Source organism: Streptomyces sp. bgisy027 (assembly GCF_057710365.1).
Genome location: NZ_JBYIVZ010000010.1, coordinates 177511 through 192073, shown reverse-complemented (window position 1 = coordinate 192073; position 14563 = coordinate 177511). Strand labels below are relative to the sequence as shown.

Genomic DNA, 14563 nt, shown 5'->3' with positions numbered 1-14563 from the left:
TTCGAACCAGCGTTCCTGACACCGGGGGCGGCTCACCTCCGGTGACGCGCCGCCGGAGGCTGGATGACCAGGGCATTGATCCCCTTGTTGACCGCGTCGATGCGCGAGGTGGCGCCCAGCTTGGTGAAGATGTTCCGCAGATGGCGCTTCACCGTGGCCTCGGTGATATCCATCCTGGCCGCGACCTGACGGTTGGTCAGCGCCTCGGCCACCAGGGTCAGCACCACCAGTTCCCGCGCCGACAGCAGGTCGGAAGCGGCGTCCGGGGCCGGATCGGCGGCCGGCCGCGGCACCGCCGCCTCCGCCCGCGCGGAGCCCGACGGCACGGTGATGGTGACCGTCTGCTGCTTGGCGCCCGCGATGTCCCGGACGGTCGACAGCAGCAGGCCCCGGCTGACGCTCTTGTGCAGATAGGCGCGCACGCCCAGGTCCAGCAGCCGCCGCATCAGCAGCGGGTCGCTCTGCGTGTGCAGCACGACGATGCCCACCGGATGGCCGCAGTCCAGCAGGGCGTGCACCGCCGACGCCGGGTCCGGCCCTGGCGTCGCGATGTCCAGCAGCACTACGTCGGGCCGGCACTCGACGACCGCCCGTACCGCGGACGGTCCGGAGTCGACACCGAGCGCCTCCAGGTCCGGCTCGGAGTCCAGGACCAGACAGAGGGCTTCGCGTGGCAGGCGATGGTCGTCGACGACGACTATGCGCACAGGTTCCGGAGTCACCTAACCTCCGAAGACGCCCAGGGTGAACCGGTGAGCGCCCGTAAATCCGCGCCCGCCCGAACGCTCGAAAAAGCGGAAAGGAGAATTCCACCTCGCCGGGCGATTGCCCGCTCTGCCGCTGATTTCCACGTCGCCCCCTGGCTCCCCGTAACCGCGTTTCGAAGTCTACTGCAGCGGAAGTTACGGGAACCGGTGACCAAGGCCACGGAAATGGCCGCGACGGGCTCGGAGCTACGTGGAGAGGCCGGGATCGGTGAGCGGATCCGTCGCCGGTCCGGGCCGAAAGGGAACCGTCACCTCCTGTTTCCCCGTCACCGTGTCGTCCCTGTCTTTCACCGGCCCGCCGACGGCATCACACGGTGCCCGGCGACTGACCTCCGTACGCGCTGCCCGCCGTGTCGAGGCGCAGAGCGACATGGCGCGCAGCACAGTGCACGTCACGCCAGATGCGCTGCAGTGGGTCGTCCTGCGCCCGCGCGCCGCAGCCGGCCGAGCGGAACAGCCGTTCCACCACGTCGACCAACTGCTCCGTGGCCAGCGCGCAGTCCCGTGGCGCGCGAGCCGGTTCGTCGTCGGCGCCCGACCCGTCGTCGCCGGTCTGTGCCACGCGGCGCAGCAGCAGGGCCGCGCTCTCGATCTTCGCCTCGGCCCGGGCCGGCACGCCCCGCACCAGCGGGTTGTCCCCGGGAGCGGGCGTCCCCTGGGCGGGCCTGCCGGCCGGCCGCGCCGACCAGGCCCGCACGGCCGCGCGCGCCGCCCCGAGCACGGGGGCGGCGAACGGCGTCCCGCCGATCGTGCTCAGTCCGGCGGTGTGGCACGGTGCCTCGGAGCCGACGGCCCGGCCCCGCCGGACGTCGCCGCGGGCCACGGACCGGTGCTCGGGGACGAACACGCCGTCCGCGACCAGGGTGTTGCTGCCCGTGGCCCGCATGCCGAGGTCGAACCATGTGTCCCTGACGCGGTAGTCCCGGCGCGGCACGGCGAAGAACCGGGCCACCGCGTGCTCCCCTCGCGGCACCGAGGCGCACACCAGCGTCCAGTCGGCGAAGTCCACGCCGCTGACCCGCTGCCACTCTCCGGTGAGCCGCCAGCCACCGACGTCGGGGGTGGCACGCCCACTGGGGCTGAGCGCGCCCGCGATCACGGTGTCGGGGCCGGCCGACCACAGCTCGCGCTGGCCCTCGTCCGGCAGGTACACGCCCATCCGGGCGGCGCCTGCCACGACCGCGGCGACCCAGGCGGCGGAGGTGCAGCCCTCGCCCACCGTGGACACCCCGTCCAGGAGCTCCACGAAGCCGCCGGCCCTCCCGCCCCAGCGGAGCGGCACGAAGTGCCGTGCGAAGCCCGCCGCGACCAGCCCGGCGACGACCTCGCCGGGCAGCCGCCGGGCGTGGTCCGCGGCCGCGGCGTGCCGGGCGGCCAGTTCGGCGGCCTCCCGCACCTCGCTCGTCGTGGCGGTGGGTGTGAGCTCGAAGCCGGTCATGGGCGCTGCCTCCTCGCCGCGGGGCCTCGGCACGACGCCTCGCCCCCGCCGGAGGCGCCGGCAGGGGCTCGGCAAATCCCGGGCCTACCGCCCGCTCAAGCGGGCCTTTGCCCGGACAGCTGACGGTGGGTGAGATCGAAGATGCTTCCCAGGAGGTCGGTCAGGGTGTATTCGCCGATGTCCGGTCCGCGCAGGGGGACACCGCCGCCGTCGATGACGTGCACACGGAGATGGCGAGGCTCGGCGCGCATCCGACCGGCCTGCGGCCGGGCATCCGCCGGGGCGGCCTCGAACCGTGCCCCGCCCAGGAGGTCCTCCCCGCCGGACCCACTCCTGTGGTCATCGCCCGTGACTTCGACTACCGCCTCGACCGCCGTCACGCCCATGGGCATGCCACCTCCGCCTCACCGCGTCCGCATCCCGGGCCACCCCCGGTGGCCTCCGATACTCGTCCCGGATGCTGGAGGGTGGCTGGATCCGCGGTCGACGTCGCCTTGCGGCTGGGCCGTCAGGGGGACACGCGGTCACCGCGTTGCGCGGCGACGGGCCGGTCAGGCCAGCCCGAACCTCTCCGCGTGCACCTGTCCCGCCGGCACCCGCAACTGCCGCAGTCCGCCCAGTACGGCCGTGGTCATGGCCGGCGGGCCGCAGACGTACACATCGCGTTCGGTGATGTCGGGGACCAGTCGGTGCAGGTTGGCCGGGTCGAAGGGGGGGACGGCGTTCTCGCCGGTCCGGCCGGTGAGGAGGTGGAGACGTCCGCCGCGGAGCGCGACCAGGTGGCGCACCTCGTCCAGGAGTACGGCGTCGGCCTCGCTGCGGACGCGGTAGAGGACGACGAAGTCGCCGGTCGTCTGGTCCTCCAGCATGGCGCGCACCGGGGTGATGCCCACACCGCCGGCGATCAGCAGGGCGCCGGGGCGGGTGCGGTGCAGCGAGGTGAACGCGCCGTACGGGCCCTCGACATAGGCGCGGCTGCCCACGGGGACGTTCCGCAGGCCCGCGCTGGTGGTGCCGGCCGCCTTCGCCGTGAGGCGCAGCCCCCGGCCGTCGGGCGCCGCCGACAGGGAGAAGGGGTTGGCCAGCCACCAGTGGTGGTGTCCGGGGAACCGCCAGATGCAGAACTGGCCCGCCCGGGCGGGGAGTTTGTCGAGGTGCCGGCCGGTGACGTACACGGAGACCACGTTGTCCGACTCGGGCACCACCGCGGCCACGGTGAACCGGTGGTAGGAATTGCGCCACAGCGGCATGACGAGACGGCCCGTCAGCAAGGAGCCGAAGGCGAACAGCCACAGGATCCACCAGTACGCCGTGGCGAACGCGGAGGACGTGAACGTCGTCGTCTCCTGCAACTGGTGGACGAACGCCAGGCCCAGAGCCACGTAGAGCAGCAGGTGCAGACCGTGCCAGACCTCGTACTGGAGGCGTCGGCGCAGGCCGCGGGTGGAGATCACGGCGATGACCAGGATGAGGCTCGCGGCGAGCATGCCGAGCAGGGAGGCCGGCACGCCGCTCAGCGCCACGAACGTCTTGCCCATGGACGTGTCGTCGAGCGTCGCGTAGCCGAGCACCACCAGCGTGGCGTGGGTGAGGACGGTCCACAGCAGGGTGAAGCCGACCCAGCGGTGCCACACCGTGAGGCGGTCCATGCCGATACGGCGGTCCAGCCACGGCAGCCGGGCCACCAGCAGCAGCTGGAACAGCATCAGCAGGGCCGCGTGCAGGCCGAAGAACTTGGCGACCGTCAGCACGCCGTTCTTGCCCTCACCGGCGCTGATGAACAACGCCTCGACGATCACCACGTTGACGATGACGAATGTCCACATCGCCCCGCGTGCCGCCTGCACCGGAAGCACGGTGCCGCTGCGCACCGCGTTGCTCGCTGTCGTCATGGTCGCCTCTCATCCCCCCGGGGTCGCGGTACTCGCGACCCGTGTGCACAAACCCCATGAAGATCGGTGAATTCGCCCCTAATGCGCACCTCGATCGGGTAAGGATACGGCTCGCGGACCGGATCCGTTCATGCCGGAACGGCCTCAATCCGCGGGGAGTTCGGGTTCCGTGACATCGGAGGCGGCGGGGGCAGCCGGGTCCACGGCGAGGAGCGGGCGGCGTACGGGCGGATCGGTGGGCCGCAGAGTGGACCGGGCGGGCCGGCCTCACTGCTCCTGGGTCTCCAGGCGCCGCACCTCCTCCGCCGCCGCGTCCGCCTTCCGCCTCGCCTCCCTGACACCCCGGTCCGCCGTGCGCGCCCGCTCGCGTGCCGTCCGTTCCGCGGAGCGGGCCTGCTGTTGCACCTCCCTGGCGTGCTGGAGTTCGGCGGTCAGGTCGGCGACGCGCTGTTGGGCCCCGTCCCAGTTCTTCTTGGCCGCGAACGCCTCACGGCTCGCGGTCGCCGCCGCCTTCTCCCGGGTACGGAGCTCCCGCGCGGCCCGGTCCGCCTCCTTGCGGGCCCGGGTGAGCCGCCGACGGCGGTCGGCGGCCGCGGCCTTCGTCGCCCCCGTCACCTTGGCGGGCTCGGCGGACTCGGCGGCCGGACGCGGCGGCGCGGGCGCGGCGCCCTCCGCCGCCGCGGGGAATCCCGCGCCCGCGGCCAGTGGCCTGACCAGCCTGCCGCTCGCCCACTCCCGCGCCGCGTCGGGGTCCGCGAGCACCGCGCGCAGGGTGTTCTCGACCTCGTGGCGGGCCGCCTCCGTGATCGGGTGGCCGGCCCGCGCGGCGAGTTGTCCGGCCTGCCGGGACAGGGCGGTGACCAGGACCCGTTGCTGTCGGCTCAGCTCACGCAGCTGCGGGCCGTCCAGGTCGCGGTGGGCCTGCCGCAGGCCCTCGCCGAGGCGGAGCAGCGGTTCGACCTCGCCGGGGCTCTCGTGGACCAGGAGGTTGCCGGCCCAGGCCGACAGGCTCGGGCGGCGCAGTCTGCCGATGCGGTCGGCGAGGGCGCGGTCGCCGGCCGTGCGGGCCTCGGCCATCCGGGCCGCGCGGGTGGCGGTGAACTCCTCCGGACGCAGCCGGTACAGCTCGTCGGCGACAGTTTCCAGGTCCATCGGCGTTCCCTCTCCGCGCCGGCTTTGCGGAGCTCCCCGCGCCACAGAGGTCCGTATCGATTTTCGCACCGTTGGCGCGGGTCCGCGCAGGCCCGGCCGTCCCGGGCTACTTCCAGGCGCGGTCCAGGAAGCCGGCGATCAGCGGGGCGACCTCCGGCAGGTGCGTCTCCAGGGCGAAGTGGCCGGTGTCGAGGAGGTGCAGTTCGGCGTCGGGCAGGTCGCGCAGGTAGGCGCGGGCGCCGGGCTCGGTGAAGAAGGGGTCGTTGCGGCCCCAGGTGATGAGGGTGGGCGGGGTGTGGCGGCGCAGCCAGGCCTGCCAGTCGCCGTAGCGCGCGAAGTTGGAGCGGTAGTCGAAGATCAGTGACCGCTGGGCGTCCTTGCGGCCCGGCTGGTCCAGGAAGTGCTGGTCGAGGGTCCAGTTGTCGGGCGCGATCAGGGAGAGGTCGGCGACGCCGGTCGTGTACTGGCTCCGGGTGCCGTCGAGCGTGAGCACGCCGTCGATGGCGGCGTCGGCGCCCGGGGTCTCGGGAGTGAGACCGATCAGGCCCAGGGCCATGTCGGACAGGCCCTCCTCGTAGGCGTTGCCGTTCTGGACGACCAGTCCGGCGATCCACTCGGGGTGGCGCTCGGCGACGCGCATGCCGATGGGGGCGCCGAAGTCGAAGACGTACATCACGAACCGGTCGAGGCCCAGGCCCCGGACGAAGCCCTCGGTGATGTCGGCGAGCCGGTCGAAGGTGTACGTGAAGCCGTCGGGGGCCTGGGTGTGGCCGAAGCCGGCGTGGTCCGGGGCGATCAGGCGGTACTGCGAGCCGAGGGCGTCGATGAGGCCGCGGAACTGGTGCGAGCCGGACGGGAAGCCGTGCAGGAGCAGCAGTACGGGCGCGTCGGGGCGGTCGGGGAGGGACTCCCGGTAGAAGACGCGGACGCCGTCCACGTCGAGCTGGCGGTGGACGGTGCGGGGGGTCGGAGCGAGCATGACCGGTCTCCTTCGAGCGAGCCGAGATTTCTAATGGATTGGGGATTGATTCATGCGTTAGAACCAGCCTGCGCCTCCCTCTACTAACGTGTCAACCCCTCGATGTACCATTAGTCTCATGAGCGATTCCGCACCGCTGACCGGGGAGCCCCTGGCCCTGGACCTGGTCAACACCCGGCCGTCCACCGGTGACCTGCTGACCACGCCCGACGAGCTGCGGACCTGGTGGGCGCTGGAGGCCGACCGGCTGCCGGAGGACCTGCCGGAGGAGGTCAAAGGCGCGGATCTGGCCGCGGTGCTCGCCGTGCGGGAGCACATCGCGCGCGCCCTCGACCGGGTGCGCAGGGGGGAGCGGCCCCCGGACGAGGACGTCGAGGGGCTCAACCAGGCGCAGCGTGCCGCGCCGGCGATCAGTGCGCTGGTGTGGGACGGGTCGGGGGTCGCCGTCGCGCGGCGGCGCGAGGGCTCACCCGGGGTGCGGCTGGCCGCTGGGCTCGCGGAGGCCGCCGTCGAGCTGCTGGCGGATCCGGCGGTCGGCTCGATCCGCAAGTGCGAGGCCGACGACTGCGTGATGCTCTTCCTGCCCACCCATCCGCGCCGCCGCTGGTGCTCGGCCGCCCGCTGCGGCAACCGGATGCGGGTCGCCCGGCACTACCAGCGTCACAAGGGGGGACAGCCGCAGGCCGGCTGAGCGGGCACCGGCGCCCTCACGGCTTCCGGCCCACAGCGCAGTACGCGTCCAGCGCGGCCGTCGCCGGATCCGTCGGCCCGTGGGTGCCGGGGCGCCACTCGGGAACCCGGACAGGGCGTCCGCGCGCGCCGGCACGGTGGGGCCGTTGCCGACGTGGACGATCCGGGCGTGAGGGGCCACCCTCTGGGCGACCCGGTGGGTGTTGTCGGCGGTCGGCAGGCCGGTGCCGATGTCCGGGAACTGCCGGATGCCCGCCTCACCGGCGAGACGGCGCACGGCACGGCCCAGGAAGAGCCTGCTGGAGAGGGCCACGTCGACGAGGCCCGGACCTCACTGGTCCAGATACGTGAGCACCGCCAGCACCCGCCGGTTGTCGCCGTCCGTCGGCAGCAGCCCCAACTTGGTGAAGATGTTGCTGATGTGCTTCGCGACGGCCTTCTCCGAGATGAACAGGCCCTGCGCGATACCGGCGTTGGAGCGGCCCTGGGCCAGCCACTCCAGTACCTCGCGCTCCCGCTCCGACAGGCTGCCCACGGCCTCGTCGCGCTCCTTGCGGACCAGGAGCTTGGAGATCACCTCGGGGTCCATCGCGGTGCCGCCCTCGGCGACCCGGCGGATGGAGTCCAGGAACTGGGCGCCGTTGGTGACGCGGTCCTTCAGCATGTAGCCGACGCCCCGGCCGCCGCTGGCCAGCAACTCCCGCGCGTAGAGCGGCTCGACGTACTGGGACAGCAGCAGCACCGGCAGGTCCGGCATCTGCTCGCGGGCCGCCAGCACCGCCCGCAGGCCCTCGTCGGTGAACGTCGGCGGCAGCCGGACGTCGACGACCGCGACGTCCGGCTGCTTCTTGATGAGCGCGTCCAGCAGTTCCGTACCGTTGTCCACGGCGGCGACGACCTCGTGGCCGTAGGCGCCGAGGAGGCGGATGAGTCCGTCCCTCAGGAGGAAGTGGTCTTCGGCGAGGGCAATACGCACGGAAGCTCCATCGTCACCATGGTCGGTCCGTTCACCGGACTGTTCACGGCCAGCACCCCGTCGAAGGTGGCGAGCCGGCGTTCGATGCCCCGCAGGCCGCTGCCGCGCGAGGCGTCGGCGCCGCCGTGACCGTCGTCGGTGACGGTGATGCGCAGCATTCCGCGATCGTAACGGATGTCGATCCAGGCCCGGTCGGCGCCGGAGTGCTTGGCGACGTTGGTGAGGATCTCCGAGATCGCGAAGTACGCGGCGGACTCCACCGGCATCTCGGGGCGGCCCGGCAGGTCGACCTGGACCTCGGTGCGGACCGGGCAGACCATGGCCAACGCCCTTACGGCATCGGCGAGTCCGCGGTCGGCGAGCACCGGCGGGTGGATGCCGCGGACCAGGTTGCGCAGTTCCTCCAGCGCCTTGGAGGAGGACTCGCGCGCCTCGATGAGCAGGGCGCGCACGGCCTCCGGGTTGGTCTCCAGGAGGTGTTCGGCGGCGTCCAGGGTCATGCCCATCGCGACCAGCCGTGCCTGGGCGCCGTCGTGCAGGTCGCGTTCGATGCGCCGGATCTCCGCCATCTGCGTGTCGACGGCGTCGGAGCGGGTGGTGGCCAGGTGCTGGATGCGGCTGGCCATCAGTTCGCTCTCGCTCGGGGCGAGCATCGCGCGGGTGTACAGGGCGTGCCGGCGCACGGCGCGCGGCGCCGACCACAGGGCCAGCGGCAGCTGGAGGACGCCGAGGACACCGGCGAGGACGGCGGTGGCCTGGCCCTCGATCGGGATGAACTGGTACCACAGGCCGTCCCACTCGACGGACAGCGGAACACCGAAGAAGGCGAGGAAGACGCCCCACACACCGCTGAGGATCAGGGCGAGCGGGAAGAACGCGAAGAACGCGCCGGCCAGCGGGTCGACGAGCACCCACACCCACTCGCGCCGGGTCTGCGGATCGCTCATGATCCACCGGTAGCGGGCGGCCGCCCCGGAGGCGCCCTCGGGCACGGGCGGCAGCGGTCCGGGCGGGCCGGGGATCTCCACCCCCGACCAGCGCAGTGCCAGTTCGCGCTGGCGGGCGGCCAGGTTGCGCACGCCCTCCATGGCGCGCGGCACCACGCCGAGGCCGGGTCCGACGAGCCAGATCGCGCCGGAGACCGCCAGGGACCTGCCGAAGGCCGACATGGACATCCAGCACAGGGCCATCGCCCGCCGCAGTCCCACCATTCCGGCCGCGACCGAGAATCCCCTGATCCCCTCCGGCGGGCGGTTCACCCCGAGCTGCATCGTGCGGTCCATGCGACTCGCTCCTCTCTGCTGCCTGTGCGGTACAAGGGCCGAAGCGCCCGTGCCCTCATTGTTGCGACCGTCGGGGTGCCGGCGCGGTGGGAAAAACTCCCCTCTTGGGCGGCCGAAAAGGGGTGCTTCTTCTACCCGCCCGCGGTTGCGGGAGCGATGAACAGGGACAGTGTGTCCGCCACACAGGCCGACTGCGGCTGTCCGTCGGCCTCCACCTGGACCGTCATGCGTACGGCGGCGAGGTGGCCGGCGGGCGTCTCGCGCACGCCGGTCAGCCTGGCGCCGCCGCGCACCCGGGCGCCGACGGGAATCGGGCGCGGGAAACGCACCTTGTCCAGGCCGAAGTTGACGCCCATCTCGATCTTCTCGATGTCGAAGATCGCGCGCATCATCTCCGGCAGCAGCGCCAGGGTCAGGTAGCCGTGCAGGATGGTCCCGCCGAACGGGCCGCTCGCCGCCCGCTCCGGGTCCACGTGGATCCACTGGAGGTCGCCGGTGGCGTCGGCGAACTGGTCCACCTTGTGCTGGGTGATCTCCAGCCAATCGCTGTAGCCCAGGTGTTCACCGGTGGCGGCGGAGAAATCGGCCAGGTTGGCGAAAGATCTCATGATTTCGATTCTGTTGTGCGGCCGGGGGAAGGGACAAGGCGCGCCTCGGCCAGGGAACCCGGCCGTCAGCGCGCCGTCAGTCGTTCGTCAGCGGATGCGTCGGCGGTGCCGTCAGCCGTACCGCTTCATCTCGTGGAAGAAGCCGGGCACGGTGTGCAGTTCGCCCGCGCCCGCGACCCGGTCGTAGACGTACTTCGCGACGGCCAGGTCGAGCACGCCGAGGCCGAACGGCGAGAAGATCACCGGGCGGTCGGCGGGCGGGGTGATGGTCCCGGCGAGCACGTCGTACAGCGTCCCGGCGACGAAGTCGCGGTGGCCGACGCGCTGTTCGGCGAGGTGCGGCGAGGTGCCCGCCTTCATGCAGTGCTCGATGTCGTCGACGGCGTTCCAGGAGTCGAGGACGATCTCCGGGGACAGGTCGCGCAGGGAGACGTGCAGCACCAGCGGGTTGTGCGTGAACCACTGCGGGTCGGTGACGTGCGGTTCCCCGGCGACGGTGGCGAAGACGACCAGGTCCGAGGCGCGGATCAGGTCCTCGGCCTTGTCGTGGACGGTGATCTCGACGTCGTCGCCCTCCGCCCGCCGCAGATAGCCGGTGAAGCCCTCGGCGTGCTCGGCGGACAGGTCGTGCACGCCGATCGCCTCGAAGCCGAAGCCGCTCGCGGCGAGGTAGGTGTGCAGATAGCGGGCGATCAGGCCGACGCCGATGAAGCCGACCCGGGTGGGCCGGGTGCCGCGTGCCGTGCCGATCCGGTCGGCCGCCAGGGCCGCGGAGGCGGCGGTGCGGGCGGCGCTGATGATGGAGCTCTCCAGGCAGGCGAACGGGTAGCCGGTCTCGGCGTCGTTGAGGATCAGCACGGCCGAGGCGCGCGGGATGCCCGCCGCCACGTTCTGAGGGAAGCTGGAGATCCACTTCATGCCGTGCACGCCGACCTCGCCCTTGACGGAGGCGGGCAGGGCGATGATCCGGGACGAGGGGCGGTCCGGGAAGCGCAGGAAGTAGGAGTCGGGGTTGACCGTCTGTCCCTCGCCGTGCAGCCGGTAGGCGGCCTCGACCGCCGCGACGACCTCGCTCTCGTGCCCGTCGAGCACCTCGTGCACGTGGGCGCCGGAGACCACGGCGAAGGGTGGGACCTGATTCATGGGAATGCTGCTCCTGAGAAGTGAGGGAAGGTCGCAGGGACTCGGGGCGCGGCCGTCAGCCGATGCGGGCGAGCCCCTTCGCGCCGTGCCGGGCCCGCCCACGGGACACCAGCAACGGGTCCCAGTCCGCGTGCCGTTCGGGCAGCCGGGCCGGGTCGCCGAGGACCGAGCCGGCGTACACCTCGGCCAGCAGCGGCCGGTCGAGGATCTGCGAGGCCACGGCCATGCCGCCGGTGGCGACGCCGCCGACCCCGCTGCCGTAGCGGACGTTCTGGCCGACGACGTACAGGCCCTCGACGTCGGTGCGCACGTCGGGGCGGCGGCCCTCGGAGCCCCAGCTGGCCATGCCGTACGGGGTGCCGCCGCTGGCGCGGATGTAGCGCTCGTTGGTGAGCGGGGTCGCCGTCTCCACATGGGTGACGCGGTCCCGGATCGGGCCGAGGACCTTCTCGGCGGCGTCCAGGATCAGCTCGGTGACCTCGCGCTTGCGGGCGAGGTAGGCGGGGTTGCGGCGGTAGGGCTCGCCGTCGGCCGGGCCGCCGCCGACGCCCCAGAACCCGTAGCCGGGCGGGCAGCCCGTCATCAGCTGGAAGTTGCTGTGGCCGGGCGGACAGACGGCCGCGGAGCCGGAGTCCTTCAGGGAGGCGAAGGAGAAGGCGAGCTGGGGCACGCGGTCGAAGACGCCGTCGCGTTCGTAGCGTTCGCGGACCGAGGCGTGGGCGTACTCCATGTCGTCGCTGTCGTGCCACCAGATGTTGGCGTTGGGCAGGCCCTCCAGCTCGGTGTCCAGGGCGACGTACACGGCGACGACCGCGCTGCGCATGGTCGCCTCGCGGGTGCGGGCCACGAGGTCGGCGGGGAAGGCCGCCTCCCCGCCGCACAGGTCGAGGACGGTGCGCCGGTAGTCGGCGTTGGAGACGACCAGCGGCGCGAACACCTTCTGTCCGTCGGCGAGTTCGACGCCGGTGGCGCGTCCGTCGTCGATGAGGATGCGGCGCACCTCGCTGCGGGTGCGCAGTTCGCCGCCGTAGGACTCCAGGGCCTCCACGAACGCGGCGACGAGCATCTGGCCGCCGCCCTCGGGGTAGTACGCGCCGCGCAGGTAGTGGTCCATGATGTTGACGTGCTCGGCGAAGCCGATCCCGTCGGGCATGGCGCCGTAGTTGCCGGCCTGCGCGGCCAGCAGGGTGCGGCCCTTCGGGGACAGCTCGCAGTGGTCGAGTGCCATGCCGAGGGTGCGGCGGGTCCAGCGCATGGTCCCCGGGGACCGGCGGAACAGCTCCACCATCGACTCGCCCATCAGCCCGGCCCGGCTCGCGCCGGCCACGGCGGTCGCGAGGTCGATGAACCGGTCGATCCGGTCGGCCTCGGCGGGCAGGGCCCGCTTGAGGCGGGCGCGGTAGGGCTCCCAGCCGGCGGGCACGTCCACGGTGGCCGTGGGCGTGATGATCCGGTCGAAGCCGCCCTCGTTGTCCATGGGCCGAAAGCGCACCCGGTCGCGCACGCCGAGCCCGTTCAGGACGGCCGGGAGCAGTCCGTCCTCGCCGCAGTCGCCGAGGTAGTGGGTGCCGACGTCGAACTCGTACTTGCGGCGCCGGCGGAACACATGCGCGTTGCCGCCCGCCACGTCGTGCTGTTCGAGGACGAGGACCCGGCGGCCGTCGGCGGCCAGATATCCGGCGCCGACGAGGCCGCCGATGCCGCTGCCGACGACGATCGCGTCGAAGTGCCGGCCGTCGAGGTCCTGTGCGCCGCGCCTGTGTTCTCGCGTTCTGGGGTTCATCAGAAGGTGCCGCCGCCGTGGATCTCGAAGACCGAGCCGGTGATGTACGCGGCCCGCTCGGACACCAGGAAGGAGACCAGGTCGGCCACTTCCTCGGGCCGGCCGAGGCGGCCCAGCGCCACGTTCTTCAGCTGCTTGTGCAGCACCGCCTCCGGCATGTCGCCGACCATGTCCGTCTCGATGAGGCCCGGTGCGACCACGTTGGCGCGTACGCCGCGCGGCCCGCACTCCTTGGCGAGGGACTTGGTGAAGCCGATGATCCCGGCCTTGGAGGCGGCGTAGTTGGCCTGGCCCGCGTTGCCGTACACGCCGGCGACCGAGGACAGGTTGACGATGGCGCCCGACCTGCGCTTGCTCATGGAGAACGCGGCGGCCCGGCACACGTGGTACACGCCGTCGAGGTTGGTGCGCAGCACCTGGTTCCAGTCGTCCTCGGGCATCAGCACCAGCGGCCGGTCCCGGGTGATGCCGGCGGAGGTGACCGCCGCGTCGACGGGGCCGAGCTCACGCTCGGTGCGGGCGAACCAGTCGCGTACGTCGTCCCCGTCGGCGACGTCGCAGCGGGTCGCGGTGACCCGGGTGCCGTGCTCGGCGGCCTCCTTGGCGAGGCGTTCGGCGGCGTCCTCGTTGGAGCGGTAGCAGAAGGCGACGTCGTGGCCGTCCTGCGCCAGGCGCAGCACGATCGACCTGCCGATGCCCCGGGAACCACCGCTGACCAGCGCGATCATCGCTGCTCCCCGATCAGTCGCAGGACCGCCACGGCGACGGCGCCGTCCCGGTCGACGGCGCAGACCAGGGCGATACGGCCCCGGGAGTCCGCGTCGGCCTCGGCGGCCGCGAGCACCGCGGCGATCTGGAAGGACGCGGAGGCGGCACCGGTGTCGCCGAGCAGTTCCATGGACGGCACACGGGAGAGCGCGTCGGCGGGCACCAGCGCGGCGAGGGCCTCGTGCTCGGCGCGTCCGGCGGCGGTGGGCGCGGCGCACGGCACGGCCGCCCACACCTCGCCGGCGTCGACGCCTGCCCGCCGAAGGGCACGGCGGGCGCAGGCGGTGACGGCCGCGCCGGGGTCGTCGTCGATGTCGACGCGCGTCTCGACGCTCAGCACGGCGGCCAGCGGCGGGCGTTCGGCGGCCTCCGCCTGCTCGACCAGGAACAGTCCGCAGCCCTCCCCGAGCAGCGGGGCGGGGTCGCCGGACGCGGTGGCGGTGTGCTCGAACCAGGCGTGCGCGGCGGAGAACTCCTCGGCGGAGCCCACCAGATACTTCGTCGCCCGGCCCTGACCCATCAGGCGACGCGCGTAGTTCAGCGCGAGGAGCCCGCTGACCCGGCCGCCGGCGACCGTGGTGTTGGGGCCCTTGAGGTCGTGCCGGATGGCGGTGGCGCCGGCGGCGTGGTTGAGGCTGCCGAAGGGGATGCGGCCCGCGTCGACGTAGAAGGGGCGGGCGTTGGTGTACGACTGGCGCAGGAAGTCGGTGACGTTCTCCAGGCTGCCCATGGTGATGCCGAGGACGACACCGGTCAGCTCGTCGGTGGCCACGGCCCGGTTGCCGTCGGCGTCCAGGAGCAGTCCGTCGGAGGCGACCAGGGCGAGCGCGGTGAGCCGGTCCATCTTGGCGGTGCCGCGCGGGCCGAGCTGCTCCTGGATGTCGAAGCCGGGCACCGTGCACACGTCGGACGACGGCAGCGGCCCGAGGCCCGCGTCCGCCTTGACGGCCGTCTTGGCCCCGGCGCGCACCCCGGCGGCGAACTCAGCACGGCCGATGCCGTACGGCGAGACCGCCGACCAGCCGGTGATGACGGGTGTGCCGGGCGGCAGCGTGGCCTCCGGTCTGGCTGTTGCGGTGCTCAT

Annotated in this window: 14 protein-coding genes and 1 pseudogene; 1 reads left to right on the top strand and 14 read right to left on the bottom strand. The window is 72.7% G+C overall.

All coding sequences use genetic code 11. From position 1 onward, the window contains the following. Nucleotides 1-32: 32 nt before the first annotated feature. The 6 genes from AC3ETA_RS13340 to AC3ETA_RS13315 form a co-directional block, all read right to left on the bottom strand. Nucleotides 33-722 (bottom strand): response regulator transcription factor, encoded by a 690-nt coding sequence (locus AC3ETA_RS13340; protein WP_432193069.1) that lies wholly within the window; start codon nt 720-722, stop codon nt 33-35. Nucleotides 723-1074: 352 nt separating this feature from the next. Continuing rightward, entirely contained in the window at nt 1075-2205 is a 1131-nt protein-coding gene (locus AC3ETA_RS13335; protein WP_432193068.1) for an acyl-CoA dehydrogenase family protein, read from the bottom strand. A gap of 95 nt (nt 2206-2300) precedes the next feature. Then, nucleotides 2301-2597 carry a hypothetical protein gene (locus AC3ETA_RS13330; protein ID WP_432193067.1) on the bottom strand — a complete coding sequence of 99 codons (297 nt, stop codon included), beginning with the start codon at nt 2595-2597 and terminating at the stop codon, nt 2301-2303. Nucleotides 2598-2756: 159 nt separating this feature from the next. After that, nucleotides 2757-4097, bottom strand: coding sequence for a ferredoxin reductase family protein (locus AC3ETA_RS13325; RefSeq protein ID WP_432193066.1), 1341 nt, complete (start codon nt 4095-4097; stop codon nt 2757-2759). A gap of 267 nt (nt 4098-4364) precedes the next feature. Further along, nucleotides 4365-5249 carry a hypothetical protein gene (locus AC3ETA_RS13320; protein ID WP_432193065.1) on the bottom strand — a complete coding sequence of 295 codons (885 nt, stop codon included), beginning with the start codon at nt 5247-5249 and terminating at the stop codon, nt 4365-4367. 106 nt (nt 5250-5355) lie between these two features. Further along, nucleotides 5356-6228 carry an alpha/beta fold hydrolase gene (locus AC3ETA_RS13315; RefSeq protein WP_432193064.1) on the bottom strand — a complete coding sequence of 291 codons (873 nt, stop codon included), beginning with the start codon at nt 6226-6228 and terminating at the stop codon, nt 5356-5358. 118 nt (nt 6229-6346) lie between these two features. Here AC3ETA_RS13315 and AC3ETA_RS13310 point away from each other — a divergent pair, with 118 nt between their 5' ends. After that, complete coding sequence (locus tag AC3ETA_RS13310) at nt 6347-6919, top strand: CGNR zinc finger domain-containing protein (protein ID WP_432193063.1); 573 nt, start codon at nt 6347-6349, stop codon at nt 6917-6919. 84 nt (nt 6920-7003) lie between these two features. On the opposite strand, the pseudogene AC3ETA_RS13305 reads toward AC3ETA_RS13310, so the two are convergent. The 8 genes and pseudogenes from AC3ETA_RS13305 to AC3ETA_RS13270 form a co-directional block, all read right to left on the bottom strand. Continuing rightward, a pseudogene (locus AC3ETA_RS13305) lies at nt 7004-7246 on the bottom strand (SAM-dependent methyltransferase); the annotation flags it as partial. Nucleotides 7247-7249: 3 nt separating this feature from the next. Next, nucleotides 7250-7894: a LuxR C-terminal-related transcriptional regulator gene (locus AC3ETA_RS13300; RefSeq protein ID WP_432193062.1), complete on the bottom strand. Its 645-nt coding sequence runs from the start codon at nt 7892-7894 to the stop codon at nt 7250-7252. Continuing rightward, nucleotides 7858-9177, bottom strand: coding sequence for a sensor histidine kinase (locus AC3ETA_RS13295; RefSeq protein ID WP_432193061.1), 1320 nt, complete (start codon nt 9175-9177; stop codon nt 7858-7860). The genes AC3ETA_RS13300 and AC3ETA_RS13295 overlap by 37 nt, the downstream gene beginning before the upstream one ends. A gap of 131 nt (nt 9178-9308) precedes the next feature. Then, nucleotides 9309-9785 (bottom strand): MaoC family dehydratase, encoded by a 477-nt coding sequence (locus AC3ETA_RS13290; RefSeq protein ID WP_432193060.1) that lies wholly within the window; start codon nt 9783-9785, stop codon nt 9309-9311. A gap of 111 nt (nt 9786-9896) precedes the next feature. Next, nucleotides 9897-10928, bottom strand: a complete 1032-nt coding sequence (gene sbnB, locus AC3ETA_RS13285; RefSeq protein WP_432193059.1) for a 2,3-diaminopropionate biosynthesis protein SbnB — start codon at nt 10926-10928, stop codon at nt 9897-9899. A gap of 55 nt (nt 10929-10983) precedes the next feature. Beyond that, complete coding sequence (locus AC3ETA_RS13280; protein WP_432193058.1) at nt 10984-12711, bottom strand: phytoene desaturase family protein; 1728 nt, start codon at nt 12709-12711, stop codon at nt 10984-10986. Beyond that, nucleotides 12711-13439 (bottom strand): 3-oxoacyl-[acyl-carrier-protein] reductase, encoded by a 729-nt coding sequence (gene fabG / locus AC3ETA_RS13275; protein WP_432193057.1) that lies wholly within the window; start codon nt 13437-13439, stop codon nt 12711-12713. The genes AC3ETA_RS13280 and fabG overlap by 1 nt, the downstream gene beginning before the upstream one ends. Continuing rightward, nucleotides 13436-14563: a beta-ketoacyl synthase N-terminal-like domain-containing protein gene (locus tag AC3ETA_RS13270; RefSeq protein WP_432193056.1), complete on the bottom strand. Its 1128-nt coding sequence runs from the start codon at nt 14561-14563 to the stop codon at nt 13436-13438. Before AC3ETA_RS13270 ends, fabG begins: the two co-directional genes overlap by 4 nt.